Annotated in this window: 21 protein-coding genes; 7 read left to right on the top strand and 14 right to left on the bottom strand. The window is 64.7% G+C overall.

The annotated features are described in order from the left end of the window. The first annotated feature begins 26 nt into the window (after nucleotides 1-26). Nucleotides 27-1,013 carry an alpha/beta hydrolase gene (locus P2869_RS22230; protein ID WP_277599579.1) on the top strand — a complete coding sequence of 329 codons (987 nt, stop codon included), beginning with the start codon at nucleotides 27-29 and terminating at the stop codon, nucleotides 1,011-1,013. 66 nt (nucleotides 1,014-1,079) lie between these two features. Next, a complete protein-coding gene (locus tag P2869_RS22225) occupies nucleotides 1,080-1,370 on the top strand; it encodes a hypothetical protein (RefSeq protein ID WP_277599578.1) in 291 nt (96 codons plus the stop codon). Nucleotides 1,371-1,565: 195 nt separating this feature from the next. Here the strand turns inward: P2869_RS22225 and P2869_RS22220 are convergent, their stop codons facing one another. The 4 genes from P2869_RS22220 to P2869_RS22205 all read right to left on the bottom strand — a co-directional run bounded on the left by P2869_RS22220 (nucleotide 1,566) and on the right by P2869_RS22205 (nucleotide 6,546). After that, the gene (locus tag P2869_RS22220; protein WP_277599932.1) at nucleotides 1,566-2,132 is read right to left on the bottom strand and encodes a DUF3005 domain-containing protein; all 567 of its coding nucleotides are present in this window, start codon (nucleotides 2,130-2,132) and stop codon (nucleotides 1,566-1,568) included. An 88-nt stretch (nucleotides 2,133-2,220) separates the two neighbouring features. Continuing rightward, complete coding sequence (locus tag P2869_RS22215; protein ID WP_277599931.1) at nucleotides 2,221-3,840, bottom strand: pyrrolo-quinoline quinone; 1,620 nt, start codon at nucleotides 3,838-3,840, stop codon at nucleotides 2,221-2,223. Between the two features lie 383 nt (nucleotides 3,841-4,223). Next, nucleotides 4,224-5,042, bottom strand: coding sequence for a flagellin domain-containing protein (locus P2869_RS22210; protein WP_277599577.1), 819 nt, complete (start codon nucleotides 5,040-5,042; stop codon nucleotides 4,224-4,226). A 319-nt stretch (nucleotides 5,043-5,361) separates the two neighbouring features. Beyond that, nucleotides 5,362-6,546 (bottom strand): acyl-CoA dehydrogenase family protein, encoded by a 1,185-nt coding sequence (locus P2869_RS22205; protein WP_277599576.1) that lies wholly within the window; start codon nucleotides 6,544-6,546, stop codon nucleotides 5,362-5,364. A gap of 238 nt (nucleotides 6,547-6,784) precedes the next feature. On the opposite strand from P2869_RS22205, the gene P2869_RS22200 reads away from it, so the two are divergent. The 3 genes from P2869_RS22200 (at nucleotide 6,785) to P2869_RS22190 (ending at nucleotide 8,508) form a co-directional block, all read left to right on the top strand. After that, nucleotides 6,785-7,201 (top strand): MarR family winged helix-turn-helix transcriptional regulator, encoded by a 417-nt coding sequence (locus tag P2869_RS22200; RefSeq protein ID WP_277599575.1) that lies wholly within the window; start codon nucleotides 6,785-6,787, stop codon nucleotides 7,199-7,201. 49 nt (nucleotides 7,202-7,250) lie between these two features. Next, on the top strand, nucleotides 7,251-7,538 hold the full coding sequence (locus P2869_RS22195; RefSeq protein ID WP_277599574.1) for a hypothetical protein: 288 nt from the start codon (nucleotides 7,251-7,253) through the stop codon (nucleotides 7,536-7,538). A gap of 145 nt (nucleotides 7,539-7,683) precedes the next feature. After that, nucleotides 7,684-8,508 carry a MetQ/NlpA family lipoprotein gene (locus tag P2869_RS22190; protein ID WP_277599573.1) on the top strand — a complete coding sequence of 275 codons (825 nt, stop codon included), beginning with the start codon at nucleotides 7,684-7,686 and terminating at the stop codon, nucleotides 8,506-8,508. Nucleotides 8,509-8,521: 13 nt separating this feature from the next. Here P2869_RS22190 and P2869_RS22185 read toward each other — a convergent pair whose 3' ends face one another. The 5 genes from P2869_RS22185 to P2869_RS22165 all read right to left on the bottom strand — a co-directional run bounded on the left by P2869_RS22185 (nucleotide 8,522) and on the right by P2869_RS22165 (nucleotide 13,248). Further along, nucleotides 8,522-9,544, bottom strand: coding sequence for an SGNH/GDSL hydrolase family protein (locus P2869_RS22185; RefSeq protein ID WP_277599572.1), 1,023 nt, complete (start codon nucleotides 9,542-9,544; stop codon nucleotides 8,522-8,524). A gap of 145 nt (nucleotides 9,545-9,689) precedes the next feature. Beyond that, nucleotides 9,690-10,985, bottom strand: coding sequence for an FAD-binding oxidoreductase (locus P2869_RS22180; protein ID WP_277599571.1), 1,296 nt, complete (start codon nucleotides 10,983-10,985; stop codon nucleotides 9,690-9,692). A gap of 2 nt (nucleotides 10,986-10,987) precedes the next feature. After that, nucleotides 10,988-11,746, bottom strand: a complete 759-nt coding sequence (locus P2869_RS22175; RefSeq protein WP_017778242.1) for an amino acid ABC transporter ATP-binding protein — start codon at nucleotides 11,744-11,746, stop codon at nucleotides 10,988-10,990. After that, nucleotides 11,743-12,399 carry an amino acid ABC transporter permease gene (locus P2869_RS22170; RefSeq protein ID WP_042303179.1) on the bottom strand — a complete coding sequence of 219 codons (657 nt, stop codon included), beginning with the start codon at nucleotides 12,397-12,399 and terminating at the stop codon, nucleotides 11,743-11,745. The genes P2869_RS22175 and P2869_RS22170 overlap by 4 nt, the downstream gene beginning before the upstream one ends. Before the next feature lie 81 nt (nucleotides 12,400-12,480). Then, a complete protein-coding gene (locus tag P2869_RS22165; RefSeq protein ID WP_017778240.1) occupies nucleotides 12,481-13,248 on the bottom strand; it encodes an ABC transporter substrate-binding protein in 768 nt (255 codons plus the stop codon). A gap of 175 nt (nucleotides 13,249-13,423) precedes the next feature. On the opposite strand from P2869_RS22165, the gene P2869_RS22160 reads away from it, so the two are divergent. Then, nucleotides 13,424-14,230 (top strand): IclR family transcriptional regulator, encoded by an 807-nt coding sequence (locus P2869_RS22160; protein ID WP_277599570.1) that lies wholly within the window; start codon nucleotides 13,424-13,426, stop codon nucleotides 14,228-14,230. 66 nt (nucleotides 14,231-14,296) lie between these two features. On the opposite strand, the gene P2869_RS22155 is transcribed toward P2869_RS22160, so the two are convergent. From P2869_RS22155 to P2869_RS22145, 3 genes are all read right to left on the bottom strand, one after another. After that, on the bottom strand, nucleotides 14,297-14,596 hold the full coding sequence (locus P2869_RS22155) for an antibiotic biosynthesis monooxygenase (protein ID WP_017778238.1): 300 nt from the start codon (nucleotides 14,594-14,596) through the stop codon (nucleotides 14,297-14,299). Nucleotides 14,597-14,736: 140 nt separating this feature from the next. Continuing rightward, nucleotides 14,737-15,957: a YeeE/YedE family protein gene (locus P2869_RS22150; RefSeq protein ID WP_277599569.1), complete on the bottom strand. Its 1,221-nt coding sequence runs from the start codon at nucleotides 15,955-15,957 to the stop codon at nucleotides 14,737-14,739. A gap of 372 nt (nucleotides 15,958-16,329) precedes the next feature. Beyond that, nucleotides 16,330-17,352, bottom strand: coding sequence for a hypothetical protein (locus P2869_RS22145; RefSeq protein WP_199541234.1), 1,023 nt, complete (start codon nucleotides 17,350-17,352; stop codon nucleotides 16,330-16,332). Between P2869_RS22145 and P2869_RS22140 the strand changes: the two genes are divergently transcribed. Further along, nucleotides 17,345-17,566: a hypothetical protein gene (locus tag P2869_RS22140; protein WP_277599568.1), complete on the top strand. Its 222-nt coding sequence runs from the start codon at nucleotides 17,345-17,347 to the stop codon at nucleotides 17,564-17,566. The genes P2869_RS22145 and P2869_RS22140 overlap by 8 nt on opposite strands. A gap of 48 nt (nucleotides 17,567-17,614) precedes the next feature. Here the strand turns inward: P2869_RS22140 and P2869_RS22135 are convergent, their stop codons facing one another. Together P2869_RS22135 and P2869_RS22130 are read right to left on the bottom strand one after the other, a co-directional pair. After that, complete coding sequence (locus P2869_RS22135) at nucleotides 17,615-18,847, bottom strand: MFS transporter (RefSeq protein WP_277599567.1); 1,233 nt, start codon at nucleotides 18,845-18,847, stop codon at nucleotides 17,615-17,617. A 33-nt stretch (nucleotides 18,848-18,880) separates the two neighbouring features. Then, nucleotides 18,881-19,444 carry a hypothetical protein gene (locus P2869_RS22130; RefSeq protein WP_277599566.1) on the bottom strand — a complete coding sequence of 188 codons (564 nt, stop codon included), beginning with the start codon at nucleotides 19,442-19,444 and terminating at the stop codon, nucleotides 18,881-18,883. Between the last annotated feature and the right edge of the window lie 36 nt (nucleotides 19,445-19,480).

The following is a 19,480-nucleotide window of genomic DNA, read 5'->3' as shown; positions in this document are numbered from 1 at the left end:
ACTCGCATCATCGATCGGGACCCGTCATGAAGAAAATTCTGCTTGCCGTACTCGCCACGCTGGGCGCGTCGGCCGCGTTGGCCTCGGCTTCGGCCTCAGCTTCAGGTTCAGCCAGCCATGCACGTGCCGTCAATGCCGGCGCGCCGCGCCACCCCACCACGTACCACACCGTGAAGGTGGACGGCCTCGACATCTTCTATCGCGAAGCCGGCCCGAGCGATGCGCCCACTATCCTGCTGCTGCACGGCTTTCCGTCGTCGTCGCGGATGTTCGAGCCGCTCTTCGCGCGCCTCTCGGAGCGCTACCATCTGATCGCGCCGGACTACCCCGGCTTCGGCCATAGCGATGCGCCCGCACCGCAGGACTTCGCCTACACGTTCGACCATCTCGCGGCCGTCACGAACGACTTCCTCGAAACGCTGGGCGTGCGGCGCTACGCGATGTATGTGCAGGACTACGGCGGACCGGTCGGCTTTCGGCTCGCGCTTGCGCATCCCGAGCGCCTGACCGGGCTCATCGTGCAGAACGCGGTGGCGCACGAAGACGGTCTCGGCCCGCTGTGGGAAAAGCGCCGCGCGTTCTGGGCAAACCGCGAAGCCAACGAAGCCGACTTGCAGCGCACCTTCCTTTCGTTCGACACGACGAAGCAGCGTCACGTGGGCACGAGCCCGCATCCCGAGCGCTACGACCCGGACCTGTGGACCGACGAATACGCGTTTCTCACACGCCCGGGGCAGAAGGCAATCCAGACCGACCTTTTCTACGACTACCGGACCAACGTGGCGTCGTATCCCGCGTGGCAGGCGTGGCTCAGGAAGACACAGCCGCCCACGCTCGTGGTGTGGGGCCGCTACGATCCGTCGTTCCAGGTGGCCGAGGCCGCGGCGTACCAACGCGATCTGCCCCATGCGGAGATTCACGTGATCGACGCCGGTCATTTCGCGCTAGACGAACGCGCAGACGAAGTAGCGGCGCTGGTCGGCCGCTTCATGCAGCGCCTGCCCCAAAGCTGAAAGCGAAGACCCCGCGTGGCCGGTGCGTACAATACGGGCTCTCCGATTCCCGAAAAGAGCCCTCGTATGGCAATGAAGAAAACCGACCTTGAGAAGAACAAGGCGCTCAAGCTGACTCATTCGATGAAACAGACGCACTCCGAGCGCTTCGGCAAGGGCGCGACCGAAGCACCCGTGAGCCGCAAGGAGCAGCGCAAGCTGGACCAGGCGAAGGGGCTCGTGCCGTTCGCGTGCAAGCTGGACAGCGAGCTCGTGGAAGCGCTCAAGGCGCGCGCGGCCGGGCATCCTGAAGGCATGAACGGTCTCGTCGACGAATTGCTGCGGCGTGCGTTGGCGGGCGGCGATCAGGCGGCTTAATCAGGCGGCTTGAGCGGGCTACTTGAGCGGGGCGTGGCGCAGCCCGCGTTGGTCCCCGCCCCTCTCAAGCCCACCTTCAGCCCATAACGCTGCCGCGGCCCGCACAAGCGGCGCGGCGGCAGCGTTGCAAGTCGCGCGGCAAAGCCCCCACCTCCCAGCCCAGCCCCGCCCCGCCCGTTCGCTTCGCGCGAACCGCTATTCCGGATCGTTGCCGATGCGCTCGAACCGGATCATCTGTTCGGCCTTCGTGCCGTTCGACTCTTCGCGGTACACCGTGCCGCAATACACCACGCGATAACCGTCGCGCGCCCTCACCTCCGGCAGGTTGCCGGCCGGTCTGCTGTCCACGCCGCCCAGCCCGGCTGCGGGCGCCGGAATGTAGTTGTCGAGCGTGGCATTCGACGTAACGACGTTGTCGTGCCAGACCGACGCGTCCCGCTTCGCTTCCAGCGACTTGCCGTCGGTGTCTACGGTGTTGTCGGTGGCGTCCATGCCCGCGCTGTCCACGGAAACAATGCGGCTGTTCGCGCGCTGCACCGGGTCTCCCGCCTCGCGCGTCACCTTGTCCATGTCGATGGACGGCAACGCGGACTTATCGCGGGTCGAAGTCGCCTCGGCGGAGCTGGCGTGCCGGGTCTGTCCGAACTCCTTCGCCTGCGTGGCGGCGTCGGGCGAATCACCGGCCGCGGGCGTCTTGGCCGGGCTTTTCGCGGCCATCTCTTTTTGCTGCTGCTGGGTAGGATTGGCTTCGGCGTTCTGCATATCCACCTCACGTACTCGAGTGCTCATCGGGATGCTGTCGTGAGAGCGCGCATGCGGCGTGCCCGGCCTTTCTCTTCTGTAAAAGGCACTACGGCAGCAGTCCGAACACCGCCACGCCGCTGGTCGTGCCGACATACACGTGCCCATGCGCGATCATCGGCGTGATGAACTTGTTGCCGGCGCCGAACGCGTCTCGCGAGCCGGCCTGGTTGCTGTTGTACAGCTCGTTGGCGAGATTGCCGGCGTCGAACGCGTGCAGCGCCGCGACGCTGCCGTTCTCCGCCGCCCAGACGATGGCATTGCTCGATCCGTTCGCGGAAATACTGGGCGTCGCGCCCGGATACTGGAACGTGCCCGCGCTTTGCGAAGCCGGCGTAGCGGCGAGACGTGCAGCGTTGATCGGAAACGCCTTGAGGTGATCGCCGAGCGCGCCGATGTAGACCGTGTTGCCGTAGAACGCCGGCATGCCGAACACGCCGGCCGCGAGTTGCCCGTCTATCTCCTGCCAGATCACGTTGGTCGAACTGTTGAACTTGCCCATGGCGTCGCGATTCACCACGTAGATCTTCGCGTCCTTGCCGGCGCCAACCGCAAGATGACGCACGGTGCCGCTCGCGTCGGCGAGATCGGGCAGCACCAGCGCGCCGCCCGAGCCGAGGTCCTGGTCTCGCGACGAAAGCGCCGCCGTATCGAAGGTCGCGAAATAATCCGCGACTGCGAGGCGAGGCGAAGTCGCGAGCTTCAAGAACGTGTTGCCATAGTCGCCGCTCGACGGAAAGCCCTGTGCGTCGAGCGTGGCATCGAACGTGCCGTTCGCGTCGAGCAGATAGAGCGAGGTGCCGTCCGAGGCCATGCCCGCGCCGCACATCCACACCGATCCCTCGCTGCCGTTCGGCGTGAGATTGAGCACGCTGGTCTGCGTGAGCGTGGCGGCGCTGTACGCCATCACCCAGCCGCCATACACGCCCTGATCGCAATGCGAGGTCCACCCCAGATACACGTTGCCGTTGACGAGCGCGAGCGCCTGGCGCTCCGCGTATTGCTGCGGATCGAACACCGTCACGCCGTTGCTGCTGTTCGCGCCCGCGCCGGGATAGGTCGCGGCGATCTGCGCCGGCCCGCCGAGCGCCTCGGCGCCCGTCGTGAGATCGAGCGCGTGCAGGCGTTGGTGAATGGCGCCGCTCGCGTCCTTGCTCATGGCGACGGCATAGAGCACGCCATTCGCGCCGCGCGTGCGATCGATCACCGGTGTCGCGGTAATGCCTATTTCAGGCGTGATTTGCTGGCAGTTGCGATCGTCGCTCGTGGTCTCGCCCGAGCCCAGCAGCGAACGCTGCCAGAGCGGCGTGTTGGTGTCCGCATCGAATGCGTAGACGCTGGCGTGCTCGGTGGCAACGTAGACCACGTTGTGCGGCGTGCCGCCCATCGAGAGGCTGCTCACGTAGAGCGGCTGCGCGTCCACTTTGCCGTCCACCGCGAGGAACGCGACCTTGCCGAAATGCGCGGGATTGACGTTGGCCGGCGTGAGCGTCGGTTCGGCCAGGTACTGGCCTGTGCGCGCGGCGTCGTTGTGATACATGAGCACGTCCGTGGGGGACGATACCGTGGTGTTGACCGGCGCGGACGGCGTGGACGTTGCGGCTGCGCTGCCGGATCCACCGCCTCCCCCGCCGCACGACGCGCAAATTGCGACGATGAGGCATGCCATTGTCGCGAAGGCCGTACCGCGGCGCGCGGTGGCGCGGGTCTGTACCTCGCGGAGGTGGAGCAAGCGGTGCATGTGCGTCTCCCGCGCGGCCCGAAGGCCGCGAAGACTGCGTGTCTTGCCGATGCAGAGTCCGCCGTGGGCTGCGCGTTTCGGCACGGGGAATGAGCAATTGCCGTACCGGAGGCGTTTTATTGCGCCCTATTTTCAGGGCGTTATCGACGTGAGAAAGCCATGCTGGCCGGCTCGGTGGGCAACCAAAGGACCAGAGAACGAGCCCCAAAAGCGAAACGAGCCCTACGCCGCCCGAAAGCCGCGTAGAGCCCGTTCCAAAAAAAGTGACGCACCCCGCAAGAGGCGCGTCACCGAAGGTACTGCGTGGACGTTTATTGCAGGAGCTTCAGCACTTGCTGCGGCAGCGAGTTCGCTTGCGCGAGCACCGAGATACCGGCTTGTTGCAGCACTTGCGCCTTCGAGAGGTTCGCCGTTTCCGAAGCGAAGTCCGCGTCGACGATCTGCGACTGCGCGGCATTCAGGTTGGTCGATTCCGTCTGCGTGTTGCTGATGGCCGACTGGAACGTGTTCTGCGTTGCACCCAGCGTTGCCTGGAAGTTGTTGACTTGCGAGAGGGCTGCGTCGATCGCCGTGATCGCGTTCTGCGCGCCCGAGGTCGTCGAGATGTCGATACCCGAAACGCCCAGGCCCGACGCATTCCACGTGGTCGAACCGAAGTTCGCCGTGATCGTCTGGTTGGCCGATGCGCCGATCTGGAAGTTCACGCTGCCGAGGCCGCCCAGCACGCTCTGGCCGTTGAACGTCGTTTGCGTTTCAACGCGGTTGATTTCCGTCAGACGCGTCGTGACTTCAGTCTGCAGGTTCGCTTGCGCTGCCGAGCCGAGCGAGCCGTCGCCCGATTCCACGGCCAGCTGGCGGATACGCTGCAGGTTGGCCACGGTCGACGAGATCGCGCCCGAGGCGGTTTGCACCATCGAGATACCGTTGTTCGCGTTCATCACGCCCTGGTTCAGCGCGTTGATGGCGGCGGTTTGCGTCGTGGCGATCGCGAGGCCGGCTGCGTCGTCAGCGGCGGTGTTCACGCGCTTGCCCGACGACAGACGCGTAATGGCTTGCGACAAGGCGCTTTGCGAACCGGACAGGTTGGTCTGCGTCGTCAGCGACAGGATGTTGGTGTTGATGTTCAGCATGGCTTCCTCTAATGAATTCGGTTGGGTATCCGGTTGAGTAACAGGACGATGGTGGTGGTGCTCGCTTGCTGCGGTCCGTTCCAGCAACCTGTATGTCCGGGTTATCGTCGGGCACGGGACAAACTTGAGGGGGAAGCCATCGTTGCGACGGGGAATCGCCCGCCGGCGTGAGCACCGGCGGGGAAAGCGGGAAGGCGGCGTAATAAAAGGTAACGGGACAACGGCGGACGTGCCCGTATATAGGTCCGGAATGACGCAGCGGTCCCCACGGTCCTGAGCGGTCCTGCGGTGGTCCCGCAGGAATCCGTCAGCGAGTCGTCTACGAATAGAAAGAAGGCGACGGCAACGTATCGTTCAACGCCCACTCGCCGAGTTCCTGAAGCTTGTAATCGACGGGATCGTGCAGCGTCTGCGTGCGCAGATTGCGCCAGAAGCGGTCGAGTCGCAGCGCGCCTTGCGTGGCCCGAGCACCGGCCACTTCGAACAGCCGGCTCGTCAGATCGAGCCCCACGCGCGTGGCCGCTACCTTCGCCGTTGCCACCGCCACGGCCACCTGCCCTCGTCCTGCTTCGTCCAGCGCCGTGCCTTCGTTCCATGCCGCGTCGAAGCGCGACGCCGCCTGCTGCACGAGAAGCCGCACGCTTTCCAGGCCTACCCAAAACTCTCCATAGCGCAACAGCGTGTAAGGATCTTCGTTCGCGCTCTTCGCGGGCGATTTGAACCAAGGCCGCGACTCGTGCAGCGTGTAGTGCTTCATCTGCGCGAACGCGCCTTCGCTCACGCCGAGAAACAGGTGCGCGAAGATCAATTGCGCAAGCAGCGGCCGCAGGCACGCAAACGGCGTGCTGAGCGGCCCCGGATCGAGCAGCATTTCGCTTTCCTGAACGCGTACCTGATCGAACGCGGCACTGCCGCTATCGGTTTGACGCTGGCCGAAGCTGTCCCAGTCCGAAGGGATGGTGATGCCCGCGCGCGCGGTGGGCACCGCGGCAATCAGCAGCTTGCCGCTGGCTTCATCCACGCCGGACGCAATCAGCATGTCCGAATCGAACGCACCGGAGCAAAAGCTCTTGCGGCCTGAAAACTCATAGCCGCCATCGACTTTACGCACGACCGTCCGCTTGTCGAGCGGATTGAGCGCGTTGCCCCAGAACCGGTTGTGGCGTGCTGTCTCTTCGAACCAGGGCTCCCACTGGGCGGGCCGCGCGAACAGTTGCACCGTGGCCAGCAGCAGATGATGAAAACCGTAGACGTGCGCGATGGAGCTGTCCACGCGCGCGAACTGCCTGACCGTATCAAGCGTTTCGATCCAGTTCGCGCCCTGCCCGCCGTACTGCTTCGGAATGGAGAGCGCGAGCAGGCCGCTGCCGCGAATCGCATCGCGCTCCGCTTTCGGCGTGCCGCCGCGTGCGTCGCGCTCGGCAGCCGTTGCGGCGAAGTCTTGCACGAGACGGTCAATCGTCCGCTGAATCGATGAGAAGTCGGACTCGGATGATAAGGACATGGGTCTTGCCTCCAGCACGGGATGGGAGCGGGTTCAACCCGCTATCTTAAAAGCGCGCCGCGCGCGCGTCCCGGCCAGAATACCGAATGCTTCGAAGCGGGAGTGATATGGGCGGCGAGGATGAGGGCAAGGAAAGCCTACGGGCCGAAATGCGTCGGTTCGCGCCTGGAGAACTTCCATGCTGACACGAAGCCACATATGATTGCGTTGCTAACCACTTCATGGTCTAATCGCCGCCATGTTCGATCACTGCCTGTATTTCAATTCCGCTGCCCTGGCCCGCCTCGTTGAGCGAGAATGGACCGCCGTTTATGCCCCATTCGACCTCACGCCGCCGCAGGGCTTCGTTTTGCGCGTCGTGCTCGCCTCGCCTGGATGTCTCGCCAGCCAGGTCGCCGACATGCTGGGCATTGCCCGTCCCACGGCGACGCGGCTCGTCGACAACCTTTGCCAGAAGAAGCTCGTGGAGCGCCGGCAAGGAAAATCCGACGGCAGAGAATGGTGTCTATACCCCACGGCCGCGGGCAAGGCGCTCGACAAACCGATCAATGCGGCAAGCGCCAACGTCGCCAAGGCACTGCGCGGACGAATCGGGACCGGCTTGTTCGACACAACGATCAGCAGCATGCGGGACGTCAGAAAGGCGTTGGGCTAACGCTTTTTTTGATCACAAATAGTTGTGATGCTAACTAAATGGAGCCAGCATGAAAGGCACTGCGATACGAGAATCGAAGAAGTGCATCGCGCCACGCAAGCAACGCCGGGCGATAACCCGTGACGCACAAAAGTGGATTGCAGGGCTCACGATCACCGCAATATCCATCGCGCTATTCGTCACGGCCGCCGTCTCTGCAATGAAAAGCGTTCCGGTGAACAACGCGCGATGTCTCGCGCAGATCGCCAAAGAAGAACACACGACGCTGGAAGCGTTCTTTCAAAACCCCTCCGGACACGATGCTCTGGTACAGGCGCTCACCGCGTGTGCCCAATGATGGCCCCGGCGGCACCCTTTCTAATGCACGATTCGACCTGTCCATATAACCACGCACTGCATGACGAACGCAGACAAAAATATTTGTCAGCCCGTCATGCCGTTCTCTAGCATCGAGCCCTGTCGACCCCAAAACGAACCCCCACATGCACAAACGAAAACTGCTCGGTACGGCGCTGACAGCGCTCCTTCTCGGCTGGAGTATTGCGAATGCCGCCTCGGCCGCAACCACGGAAAAGACGCTTCGCGTCGGCATCATGTCCGGCGAGGACGAAGACGTCTGGAAAGTGGTTGCCGCCAATGCGGCAAAGCATGGTCTCGCCATCAAGGTCACCACGTTCGCCGATTACACGCAGCCCAACGAGGCGCTGGCCCAGCATGACCTCGACGCCAACTCGTTTCAGCACAAGCCCTACCTCGAGGCGCAGATCAAGGCGCGCGGCTACAAGATCGTGCCCGTGGGCTACACCTATGTGCAGCCCATCGGCCTCTATTCGCGCAAGGTGAAGTCCGTTGCCGACCTTCCGCAAGGCGCGACAGTGGGCGTGCCAAACGACCCGAGCAACGAACGGCGCGCGCTGCTCCTGCTGCAATCGCTCGGCCTCATCACGCTGAAGCCCGCCGTGGGTCTCCTGCCGACGGCGCGCGATATCGAACGGAATCCGAAGAATCTGCACGTCAAGGAACTCGATGCCGGCATCGTCGGCCGTGCCATCGGTGACCTCGATGCGGCCGTCGTGAACACCGACTGGGCCATCAAGGCGGGCATCAAGATTCCGCAGGAACGCATCGCGCAGGAGAAGGTGCCGAACAATCCGTATCGCAACTTCATCGCCGTGAACGAGCAGGACGCGAACGCGCCGTGGGTCCATGACCTCGTGGAGAGTTATCAGCAACCCAATGTGTCCGCCGCAATCCTGAAGGTTTATCGCGGCGCCACGCTGCCCGCGTGGGACGGCGCGCCGCAGTAGTTCCGCACACTGCTCAGCGCCCGAGCCCGCTCTTCGCAATCTGTTGCTCCACGAACTGCGCGAAGAGCGTATGCAGGCGGGTGGCGGGATGCAGGTCGTCGGCGAACATGTAGGTCTGGTCGGCGTTGGGCGTCGTGTAGGTGGGCGGTGAACAGAGCAATGCGGTGTCGTGCGGCGTCTTCGCAGGGTCGCACGCCGTGCCCGTGTTGGAGACGGCGAAGCCGTTGGCCTGGAAATTCGCGACAACCTGGTTGAGCCAGGTGAAGGCATCGATCTCGATGACCTTGCTCTGAAGACCGTTGGTCTGCAAACCCGCGTTCAGCGTGTCGTTGAAGCGTTGCGAAAGCTGCGTCAGATTCGCGCCGCCGTCCGCGGACGTCACGCCTTTGGGCGATAGCCCGATGTTGGGCAGATTGACCACGACGACGTGCGTCGCCCCACTCTGCACGATCTGCGCGACGAGCTGGACGAGCGTGTTCGCTGCTGTCTGCACCGTGGGCGCGGCAGCGGGCAGCGAGCCGGCACGCAGCACATCGTTTGCGCCGGCCCACACCAGCACCAGCTGGTTCGCGTTGAAGCTTCCATGCGCGGCCAGATAACTCGACACCTGCTGGTTCATGGGCATTTCGATGTTGCCCAGCACGTCGGTCAGATAGTCGTAGAGGTTCGCGGGCGTGGCCACCGTGGCGCCGCCCTCTGCGTAGCCCAGACCGCTTTGCGCGCTGAGCTTGTGGCTGGCGTCGATCGAAAAGGCGGGCGTCAGCGTGTCGCCGTAGTACTGCGCGACATCCTGCGTCCACACCTGGCCCGGGTTGGTCGTGAAGCGTCCACCGCCCAGGGCGCCCGCGAGCGGCGCATAGGTGCCGACGTCAGAGAGGCTGTCGCCGAACGACACCACCTGGAGATGCACGCCGCCAGCGGGGCCCGCCGTGCCGGCGCTACTGCCCGAGCCGGTTCCTCCGCCGCCGCACGCCGCGGTCAGCAGGCTCATCGCGACAACAATTGCGGCACACCCCCTTGCGTTCATGCGTTGCATGGCTTTCCTCCAGTGGACGGCGGCTTTCACGTGACGGACGTTGTGCCCGCGAACCTGCTGCACATGCAGCACATGCAGCGGGCTCTACCGTGTAGCAAGAAAGGTGCGCCGAGGTTTGCGGCGCTGGAGGAAGGTCTTGTCGCGCTCAGGCGATGGCGTCCATCAGCCGGTACCACGCAACGCCCGCCGCGATGTAAAAGCGCTGCAGCCCATGGAACGGGATCGGTTTGACCGCGGTGACGGCAAACGGAAACGGAGCGCGGGCGTCGCCTGCAATGCGCGCGGCAAGATGCTTGCCTAGCGTCGTGGCCATCGCAATGCCGCGGCCGTTGTAGCCAAGCGCGATGCTGAGCCCCGGCGCGGGTTCGTGGACGTGCGGCAGAAAATCGGCCGTGATCGCGACGCGCCCCGCCCACCGATACTCATACTCGATGCCCTTCAATTGCGGATACATCAACTCGACGGCGCGTTCGAGATGCGCCCAGTCGCTGTTCGCACGCGGGTCCGAAAAAGGCCCGCGACCGCCCATCAACAACCGCCCTGCCGCATCGCGCCGGAAGTACAGCAAAAGACGACGCGAATCGGAGGCCACTTCACCGCCGCGCAGAATGGCGTCGCCCACGCCGGGAGCCAGCGGCCGCGTAGCGACGAGAAAGCTGTTCGCCGCGATCACCGACTGCCGCAGGCCCGGCCAAAGCGCCCCGGTATAGCCGTTGGTCGCGATCACCACGTGCTGCGCGACCACGTTCGCACCGCCGTGCGTCTCTACCTGCCAGCCGCGTTTGTCACGCGAGAGGCGCTTGACCGACGTGTGTCCATGCACGGCAACGCCGAGCGTCTGGGCCGCGCGCGTGAGACCCCGCACATAGCTGAGCGGCTGGATGCTGCCGGCGCGATGATCGATCCATCCGCCCACGTAAGCGCTCGTGCCAAGCCGCTGCGAAATGCCGGCGGCATCGAGCAGGCTGACCTTCGCGCCGCGCGCCGCCCACTGCTGCGCACGGCGCGTCACGGTTTCGAGCATGGCACGCGACGGCGCCGGCTGGATCCAGCCGCCCCGTACCGCCTCGCAATCGATGCCGTACCGCTCGATCAACTCGAACACGCTGTCGGCCGCGCCGCCCACCGTCTCCACCAGACGATTGCCGGCTGTTTCGCCGAACCGCCGCACGAGTTCGTCGGGGTCGTACTTGAGCCCGGGAATCACCTGACCGCCATTGCGGCCCGAGGCGCCCCACCCCGGCTGCGCGGCATCGAGCACGCACACCTTCACGCCGCGCTCCGCCAGATGCAAGGCCGTCGAGAGGCCCGTGAACCCTGCACCCACGATCGCCACGTCGCACGATACCGACTCGCGCAGAGCCGGCGTATCGGGCGCAGGCTGCGCCGTTGCGGCCCACAACGAATCGGGCAGCATTGCACCTTCTTTCACTTCGATCATGTTCAGTTCGGGTTAGCGCCGGCGGGCGTGCCGTCAGGAGACAGCAGGCGCCGCAGGAAGTCCTGCGTGCGCGGATGCTGGGGATGGCTCAGGACCTCGCGCGCGGCCCCCGTCTCGCAGATCGTGCCGCCGTGCAGGAAGCACACGCGGTCGGCCACTTCGCGGGCGAAGGCCATTTCGTGCGTGACGACCACCATCGTCATGCCGTCGCGTGCGAGCGCGCGCATCACGGCCAGCACTTCGCCCACGAGCTCGGGATCGAGCGCGGACGTGGGCTCGTCGAAGAGCAGCGCCGCCGGCTCCATGGCAAGCGCGCGCGCAATCGCCACACGCTGCTGCTGACCGCCCGAAAGCTCCGCAGGATACGCATTCATCCGATGCGAGAGGCCGACCTTATCGAGCAGGTGCCGCGCCTCGTCGCGAGCCCGCGCAACCGGCGTGCGGCGCACATAGACCGGCCCTTCCATCACGTTTTCGAGGGCCGTTCTGTGCGCAAACAGGTTGAAGCGCTGAAACACCATGCCCACGCGCATGCGCAATTCGTGAATGTTCTTCGCGTGAGCATCCACGCGCACGCCGTCTATCGTGATGGACCCGGAATCGTAGGTCTCGAAGCCGTTGATACAGCGCAGCACGGTCGACTTGCCCGACCCGGACGGCCCGATCAGGCACACCACTTCCCCCGCCTCGACGTTGAGGCTCACACCCTTGAGCACTTCCTGGTGGTGAAAGCGCTTGTGTATCGCGTTGATTTCGATCATCGGCTTTTCCTCACGGCAAGCCGCTTGCCAAGCTGGTTGACGCCGAACATCAGCGGCAGGCTCAGCACCAGATACAGCAGCGCGACGAGCGTGTAGACCGTCATGTTCTGGAAGGTCGACGACGCAATCAGCTGCCCCGCGCGCGTGATTTCGGCAACGGTGATGGTGGAGGCAACCGACGAGTCCTTCAGCAGCATGACGAGCGTATTGCCATAGGGCGGCAGCGCGATCCTGAACGCCTGCGGCAGCACCACGCGCCGCATGATGAGTGGGCCGCGCATGCCGATGGCGTGCGCGGCTTCAATCTGCCCGTGGTCGATGGCTTCGATGCCCGCGCGAAAGTTTTCCGCCTGATACGCGGAGTAAGCGATGCCAAGCCCGATGACCCCGGCCTGAAACGCCGACAGCTGCACGCCCAGGTCCGGCAGCACGAAATAGATGTAGAAGAGCTGCACGATGATCGGCAGCCCGCGGATCAGATTGATCACGGTGCTGCCGAACGCCGATGCGGCACGGTTGCGCGACACCTTGAGCAACGCGAGCACCAGACCGAGAACCGAACTGAGCACGAATGCACAGGCCGTGATCTCGATCGTGATGACTGCGCCTTTCAGCAGGATCGGCAAAAAGTCGATTGCGTTCTGCACGAACATCGCGTCTCCCGACACACTTTGCAGATCGTCCGGGCCGCTATGGGGCACGGACAGCTTCGAATACAGCGCAACGTCTCGCCGTTAGCTCATGTGCCACTTCTGCAGAATCTGCTGCAGCGTGCCGTCGGTCTTCATCTTCCTGATGGCCGAGTTCAGCTGTTCGAGCATGGCCGTATCGCCCTTACGCACGACGAAGCACACCTGCCCCTTCACCGCCGACTGATACTCGGGCACGAGCCGCACCTGCGGATTGGCGCCCTGCTGCAACTGGTAGGCAACGATGGGCTGATCGGCGAAACCCGCCTTGATCCGGCCCAGTGCCACGTCGCGCATGATGTCCGCGACGGAATCGTAGGTGCGCACTTCCTTGAAGATGCCCTTCTTGTTCAACGCATCGACGAACGCCGTGCCCACCTGCGCGCCCACCACTTCGCCCTTGAGATCGTCCATCGAGGTGTAGTGGCCTTTGTCGTCGGCCCGCACGACGAGCCCTTCGCCGTACGAATAGACCGTGTCCGAAAAATCGACGATCTGCTGGCGCGCGGGCGTCTTCAGCATGGCCGCGGAAATGATGTCGATCTTCTGCGTGGTCAGCGATGGAATCAGCGCGGAAAACACGCTCTGCTGCACCTCGACCTTGAAGCCGCCCGCGCGGCCCGCCGCTTCGATGGCATCCACCATCATTCCCTGAATGGAATTGGTTTTGACGTCGAGGAACGTGAACGGCACACCCGTGGCCGTTGCGCCCACCTTCCAGGTGGGCTCGGCGCGCGCGGCGCCCGAGGAAATGGCGAAACAGGTGGCAAAGCCGGCTGCAAGCAAGGTAAGGCGTTTGACGAACGTGACCATGCATTTCTCCTGGCAAGGCGCCGCCGGATCGACATGAACCGTCGGCAATGTTGTTTTGTGACCGCGAGATCATGATAGTCGAATCAAAAAAATCGCAAATAGATTTTTGTGTATCGATATTCGATACGATATGATGTGGTATTGCACTCAACGCGCGTTCAACGGACGGACCACGATGGACAATTCGCCTGCCGACAATGACGCCGGAAACGGCACCGACCTGCTCTTCAATCAGTCGCTGGAAAAGGGGTTGAACGTGCTGCGCGCGTTCAGCGCGAAGCGCCGCACGATGACGCTGGCCGAAGTGGCCGAGGCGGCGTCGATGTCCAAAAGCTCGGCGCAGCGCATGGTCTACACGCTGGAGAAGCTGGGCTATATCCGCAAACATCCGCTCACGCGCCGCTACCAGCTGGCGCCGCGCGTGATGCAGATCGGCTTCAACTATCTGGCTGCGGACACCTTGATCGATGTGGCGAATCCGTTCCTCTCGGAACTCACGAACATCACGGGCGAGACGACCAACCTCACGGAGCCCGATGACGACGAGATGGTGTACGTCTCGCGCTTCGTCTCGACGAAGTTCGTGCCGATACACATGCCCATCGGCAGCCGCATCCCCATGTATTGCACAGGCAGCGGGCGCGCATTCCTGAGCGCGTTGCCTGCGGACGAGGCACGCGCGCGCCTCGAGCAGATGAATCGCGTGGCGTTCACGGCGAACACCGTGACCGACGTGGCACGGCTCGGCGAACTGCTCGCCGAAGTGCGCCAGAACGGCTATGCCACGAACCGCGAAGAGTTGTTCATTGGCGATATGTCGATCGCGGCGCCGGTGGTGGGAAGCCAGGGGCGCCCCGTCGCCGCGGTACACGTGGTGGCGCCCACCAGCCGATGGACTTTCGACGACGCACGGCTAAAGCTCGCACCGGCCGTGATCGATTGCGCGCGAGGCATCAGCAATTCGATACGAACGCTCGAGTAAGCACGCGAGGGTCCATGCGAGCGTGCGCCGCGCTCATACCAGACTCACACCAGGTTCAAACCAGGCTCAAACTCCGCCGTCGCCGTATTGCCGGATGACCTTCGCGATCACGACGCGGTAGCCGTCGAGCCAGCGCGCCTGCTTGCCCTTCGCTTCGCGGTGCGCCGGATGCTCGATCAATTGCCGCAGCGCCGCTTCCGACTCCCAGTAGTAGATGTTCTGGATCAGCCCCGCGCTTGCGTTCTCCCAGGTCTCCTCGCCGAGATAGCCGGGAATCGCGCGCGCGGCTTCCGCGATCTGTTTGTCGAGGCGATGGAACTCGTCGTCGAATTGACCGGCCTTGAAAACGAAGGTGGACGAGTACATGCGGCTTCCTTTGAGTGATCGAAAAAAGCGGACGGCGCACCCCGCCTGCTGCCTTCCCGTCGAATAAAAAAAGGCAACGCGCGAGGCGTTGCCTTCCTTGCTCCATCGACCACCGGAATTCGTGGCCGAAGCCGCTGCGATCAGCAACCCGTCTGCTTCACGCGCTCCACGGCGAGCCCGAATGCCGGACGCAGCTTCGTGCCCACCACGTTGCCGAGAAACGCCGCGACGAGCCACAGCCAGCCGTGCAGGCTGCCCGACACGATGCCGCTGAAATACGCGCCGATATTGCAGCCGTACGCAAGACGCGCGCCGTAGCCGAGCAGCAGCCCGCCCACCACGGCCGCGATCAGCGAGCGCAGCGGCAGCCGCCACACCGGCGCATAGCGGCCGGCGAGCGATGCAGCCACCATCGCGCCGATCACGATGCCGATATCCATCACCGACTTCACGTCGTGGCTCACCGGCGCGGCGAGCGCCGCCGCGTTCGGGCCGGTGCTCCACACATGCCAGCTCGCAACGTCGACGCCCATTGCCGAGAACGCCTTGGCGCCCCACAGCGCAAACGCCGACGTGACGCCCCAGGGACGGCCCGAGATCGCAAGCGTCACGAAGTTGAGCACGGCGAGCACCACGCCGCCCACGAGCAGCGGCCACGGGCCACGCAGCCACGACGACGTGTTCGGTGCGTCGTCGCTCACGAGACGGCCGTGACGGCGTTTTTCGATCAGCACGGTAAGCGCCGCAATCAACGCGAACACCACGAGGTTCAGCGCGATGGCGGGGCCCGCGCCCAGCGTTTTCACGAGCGAGATGGGCTGCAGATGCGGCAGCGCGCTCCAGAACGGCAGATGCGCGGTGCCCACCACGGAACCGACGACGAACGCAATCAGCGTGACCACCATGCGCGTGCTGCCGCCCCCCACCGTGTAGAGCGTGCCGGAGGCGCAGCCGCCGCCCAGCTGCATGCCGATGCCGAAGATGAACGCGCCGATCAGGACCGACACGCCGACGGGCGCCACCTCGCCCGCCACCGGATGACCGAACAACGTGCCGGCCGAAAGCGCCGGGAAGAACAACAGCACGCCCACTGCGAGCATCAGCATCTGCGCACGCAGACCGGCGCCGCGCCCGTCCGCGATGAACACGCGCCACGCGGACGTGAAGCCGAACGCGGCGTGATAGAGCGTCATGCCGAGCAGCGCGCCCAGCACGTACAGCGTGGCCTGCTTCGCGCTGACGGTCTGCGCGAGATAGAGGGCACCGAGTACGACGAGCGCGAGCGCAACGGCAAGCGGCTTCGGATTGATGTTGACGAGCCGGCTAGACGCGCCGCCGAACGGCGTGGAGAGATCGGACATAGTGAGCGGAAGCGGTCGCGCTCAGCGCACGGGGGCGGCACGCCGGTAAACGGGCGGTCGCTGCGCGGGCGAAAGGCCGCGAAAAGTCGTTAGGGGAAAGTTCGCAAGTATATCGAAATGTCACGATTCGGCTGGGACGCACCCTGAGCCGCGGCGCCTCGCGCCAAGGGCTGCCGCGCCTCGTGCCGCGAGCCCGCAAGGCTCGTCAGACGGGGCTTGGCGAGCATTCCGCGCGATTCAAAGCCGGCCGCCTAATAACGTGCTCGTATATCGATATTTCGAATCTGGCTTGACAGATGCCCGTCGAAAAAACCGCCAGGATCCGACCACCCGACCACCCGACCATCCGACCGCCGGCAGCCGGCAGCAGACTCAGATCACCAGGTGCCTCGCCTCCTCGTGCATGCTCGCGGGCGGCAGCAGGTCGGCGCGCGAGAAGCGCACGAGCGCAAATGCGCGCCAGGTGCCCGGGTCGGCGGGGAGGCGCGCAAGGCGAAATTCGATCTCCTCGCCCTTCGCCGGATCGTTGTCTTCGAGCACCACGTTCATCGCGTTGAGCCGCAAGCGCTTTCTCGTCACGTCGAGATGCGAAGCCGGATCGGCCAGCACGTCGCAGATCAGCTGGAGTTCGCGTTGCAGGGCGTCGGTCTGCAGTCCCAGGTCGGCGAGGCTGCGCTCGTTCTCGTCCATCAGCGACTGGATTTTCGCGCGCTCCGCGAGGTCGGGCGCCGTGCCGCTGCCCATCACCTGGCGCATGCCCACGCCGCCCCGCTCGAGCAGCTGCATGCGTGCCTTCAGCAGCGCGCGCTCCTGCTGGAGTGCATCGCGCCGGGCCGTATCGGCTTCGACGTGCGAGAGCCCTTCCAGGGCCAGCTGATCGAGCACGCGTCGCACGATTTCGCGCCGCAGGAGTGTCTCCGTGAGTCCGCATACACGGACTTGATAATCGCCGAAGCTAACCGTGGTACGCATCACGTCAGAGCGAACCTCGAGCCCGACCTGTTTTGCGCCCGGCGCACGACGTTCGGTCATCGCCATGCCGAGCACCGCGAAGACCTCGCCGGCGGCCGGACATTCATCGAAGAAGTGCTGCAAATCGGTGGAGCGGCTGAGCGCCGGGGCCACGTCGTCGGGCGCGGTGAAGAACGCGTGAATACAGGCGTCGGAAGACCATGCCGCGGCGCTGGCCTCGCGTGCAGGCGGTAGCGACTCGACCAGACCTTCGACGTACTGCAGCGAAACACTCACGGCACGCGCAAGGTGTGCCTCGTACTGCCCGACCAGCCGCAATTGCGGATGCAGCTTGACGATGCGCTCCACGGCGTCGCGCACCTCGTCGCTTGCGGCCGGCGGTACCGCAGTGTTTCGATGCCACATCCAGCTCAACATGCCCATGTCCGTCTTTCCTTGCCTGCGCTCGCGCCTCGCGCTGCATGGTCGGCTGCACGCCGGAATTTCCGGCAACGGCCAGCAAGCAACTGTCTTGATTCGGCGCCCGAATCTCACCTTAGCCACGCGGGCAACGGGTTCTTTGATCCTGGTCAGTTGTCTCTCGTTGAAGGCATTCGATCTGGCCGACAACATCGGGCCACCGAAACGGGCACGCTGATGCCGCGCATGAGAGCGAACACCCTGCCTCACGACCGGAAAACCGGATTCATGCGGCCAAAGACGGATCGCTTGCGACGTCACGCTGAATGGCGCACGCCGTTTTAAGCGCGGCGCCAAACAGAAGCCAGAGCGCGAGCGACCCTGTCGACACGGCACCCAGCACGAGAAAGGCGGTTGCGTAACCGAAGTGCTGGGCGAGCACACCGCCCAACGCAGGGCTGAGCGCAGCGCCCATGCCCTGCACGGTCATGACCATGCCCTGCCCGACGTTGACGCGCCCGGTTCCCTGCAACAGTCGCACCACCAGTGCGGGCACCGCCACGCTTTGCAGGCCGGCACCAATGCCATCGAGCGCCTGCACCGGCCACACGCCCCACGCGTCGATGAACATCGCGGCAACGAGCCCGCGAAGCGGCAGCGCGAGGAACGTGATCAGGATGACGCCCCAGTAGCCGATACGCCGGATGAGGCGGCTCGCCAGGAACGCCGCGACCACCATGACGAGTTGCGCAACCACGATCGTCTGCGCAGTGAAGGCGCCTGGATCGCCCTTGTGCGCGGCGACCACCGCCAGCCCGTAGAGCGGAAGCATCGCCGCATTACCCAGATGGAAGATCGCCAACGAGGCGGCCAGCAGCAGCAACGGCCGGCAGCTCAGCAGCACGCGAAAGCCGCTCGCGTGCTCATGGCTTGCCGCCGACGAACCGCCCAGCCCTCGCGCACTGTCGTGATCGATCGAATCGCGCCGGATGAGCAGCGTCGAGATCACCGTCATCACGCCAAATACGCCGGCGGGTACGAACACCGCACCGAACCCATACCGCCAACCCAGCCAGCCCGAAAGCGCGGCACCCACCACATTGCCCGCGTGATTGGCCACCTGGTTGCGACCGAACTGCCGGTCAAAGCCCTGTTCGCGCGCGATACCGAGCGTCAGGCCCGCTAACGCGGGCCCCAATGCGGCCCCTGTTACGGCCGTGAAGATTTGGGAAGCGGCGACCATCCAGTAGCTGTGCGACACCCATAGGACGAGCGATGCGAGTGTCGTCATGCCCGCCGCAATCACGACGACGCCGCGCTTGTGACGCGTGCCATCGACGAGCGCACCGGCCGGTGAAGTGGCGAGCATGCCGGCGACGCCGCCGAGCGTCATGACCGTTCCGATCGCGCCCGGATGCCAGCCCTGTGCCTGCAGAAAGACGCCAAGGAACGGCCCGATGCCCGCCTGCACATCGGCCACGAAGAAGTTGAGCCCTTCCAGTGCGTATCGGGGATTCATGGGGGCCCAGGTTGTGCGTGTGCCGCCATGCGCTCAGGCCGTTACCGGCGTATCGACGAGTTCCGCAATCTCGTCCACCTCGATCGTTCGCCCGTGGCGGTTCTTGATGCCAGCCCCCCAGGCCTGGACATGCGCGCCCGGCGCCAGGTACTCGGCCAGATACCCGGCCAGCTCTGCCGCCGCGTGAGTCGGCATGCGCAACGACGTGCCGTCGTCGAGCAACGCCCCGCGCAACTCGCCCTTCGGGCCGAAGAGCGACAGCACCACTTCACCGGACGCCTCCATCGGCTTGCGTTCGACAGGCGGCTTCCGATGCTTCTCCCCCTCGTGGTGTGGACCTTCGTCGAGAATGAGCACGCCGCTCGTTGTCGTGAGGGAAACGGCGGCAATCATGTCCGCATTGCGGGGCTTCACCCCGCGCACCCGAACCGCATCGCCCGGCGCGACGTGCCGCGCAAGCTGTTTCGACAGATGCGGCGGGAAATGCACCTGGCGCGCGCCAAGTACGAGCCCGTCCAGTTCGCCGTGCGGATTCAACAGAAAGCGCGTGACCTTGCCGCGGGTTTCCGGAAGGCTTGCGGGGTCGATCCAATGCATGTCGTTTCTCCGAAATCGATGTGGGCCAAAGATTGT

The sequence above is a fragment of the Paraburkholderia sp. SUR17 genome (assembly GCF_029536165.1).
GTDB classification, from domain to species: Bacteria; Pseudomonadota; Gammaproteobacteria; order Burkholderiales; family Burkholderiaceae; genus Paraburkholderia; species Paraburkholderia kururiensis.
Note: the sequence above shows the minus strand (reverse complement) of the source record. Positions and strands in the feature narration are given on the sequence as shown.

Bases quoted from the DNA above. Each gene is read 5' to 3' on its own strand.
- P2869_RS22230 (WP_277599579.1), top strand. From the start codon at position 27: ATGAAGAAAATTCTGCTTGCCGTACTCGCCACGCTGGGCGCGTCGGCC.
- P2869_RS22225 (WP_277599578.1), top strand. From the start codon at position 1,080: ATGGCAATGAAGAAAACCGACCTTGAGAAGAACAAGGCGCTCAAGCTG.
- P2869_RS22220 (WP_277599932.1), bottom strand. From the start codon at position 2,132: ATGCAGAACGCCGAAGCCAATCCTACCCAGCAGCAGCAAAAAGAGATG.
- P2869_RS22215 (WP_277599931.1), bottom strand. From the start codon at position 3,840: ATGGCATGCCTCATCGTCGCAATTTGCGCGTCGTGCGGCGGGGGAGGC.
- P2869_RS22210 (WP_277599577.1), bottom strand. From the start codon at position 5,042: ATGCTGAACATCAACACCAACATCCTGTCGCTGACGACGCAGACCAAC.
- P2869_RS22205 (WP_277599576.1), bottom strand. From the start codon at position 6,546: ATGTCCTTATCATCCGAGTCCGACTTCTCATCGATTCAGCGGACGATT.
- P2869_RS22200 (WP_277599575.1), top strand. From the start codon at position 6,785: ATGTTCGATCACTGCCTGTATTTCAATTCCGCTGCCCTGGCCCGCCTC.
- P2869_RS22195 (WP_277599574.1), top strand. From the start codon at position 7,251: ATGAAAGGCACTGCGATACGAGAATCGAAGAAGTGCATCGCGCCACGC.
- P2869_RS22190 (WP_277599573.1), top strand. From the start codon at position 7,684: ATGCACAAACGAAAACTGCTCGGTACGGCGCTGACAGCGCTCCTTCTC.
- P2869_RS22185 (WP_277599572.1), bottom strand. From the start codon at position 9,544: ATGCAACGCATGAACGCAAGGGGGTGTGCCGCAATTGTTGTCGCGATG.
- P2869_RS22180 (WP_277599571.1), bottom strand. From the start codon at position 10,985: ATGATCGAAGTGAAAGAAGGTGCAATGCTGCCCGATTCGTTGTGGGCC.
- P2869_RS22175 (WP_017778242.1), bottom strand. From the start codon at position 11,746: ATGATCGAAATCAACGCGATACACAAGCGCTTTCACCACCAGGAAGTG.
- P2869_RS22170 (WP_042303179.1), bottom strand. From the start codon at position 12,399: ATGTTCGTGCAGAACGCAATCGACTTTTTGCCGATCCTGCTGAAAGGC.
- P2869_RS22165 (WP_017778240.1), bottom strand. From the start codon at position 13,248: ATGGTCACGTTCGTCAAACGCCTTACCTTGCTTGCAGCCGGCTTTGCC.
- P2869_RS22160 (WP_277599570.1), top strand. From the start codon at position 13,424: ATGGACAATTCGCCTGCCGACAATGACGCCGGAAACGGCACCGACCTG.
- P2869_RS22155 (WP_017778238.1), bottom strand. From the start codon at position 14,596: ATGTACTCGTCCACCTTCGTTTTCAAGGCCGGTCAATTCGACGACGAG.
- P2869_RS22150 (WP_277599569.1), bottom strand. From the start codon at position 15,957: ATGTCCGATCTCTCCACGCCGTTCGGCGGCGCGTCTAGCCGGCTCGTC.
- P2869_RS22140 (WP_277599568.1), top strand. From the start codon at position 17,345: ATGCCCATGTCCGTCTTTCCTTGCCTGCGCTCGCGCCTCGCGCTGCAT.
- P2869_RS22145 (WP_199541234.1), bottom strand. From the start codon at position 17,352: ATGGGCATGTTGAGCTGGATGTGGCATCGAAACACTGCGGTACCGCCG.
- P2869_RS22135 (WP_277599567.1), bottom strand. From the start codon at position 18,847: ATGAATCCCCGATACGCACTGGAAGGGCTCAACTTCTTCGTGGCCGAT.
- P2869_RS22130 (WP_277599566.1), bottom strand. From the start codon at position 19,444: ATGCATTGGATCGACCCCGCAAGCCTTCCGGAAACCCGCGGCAAGGTC.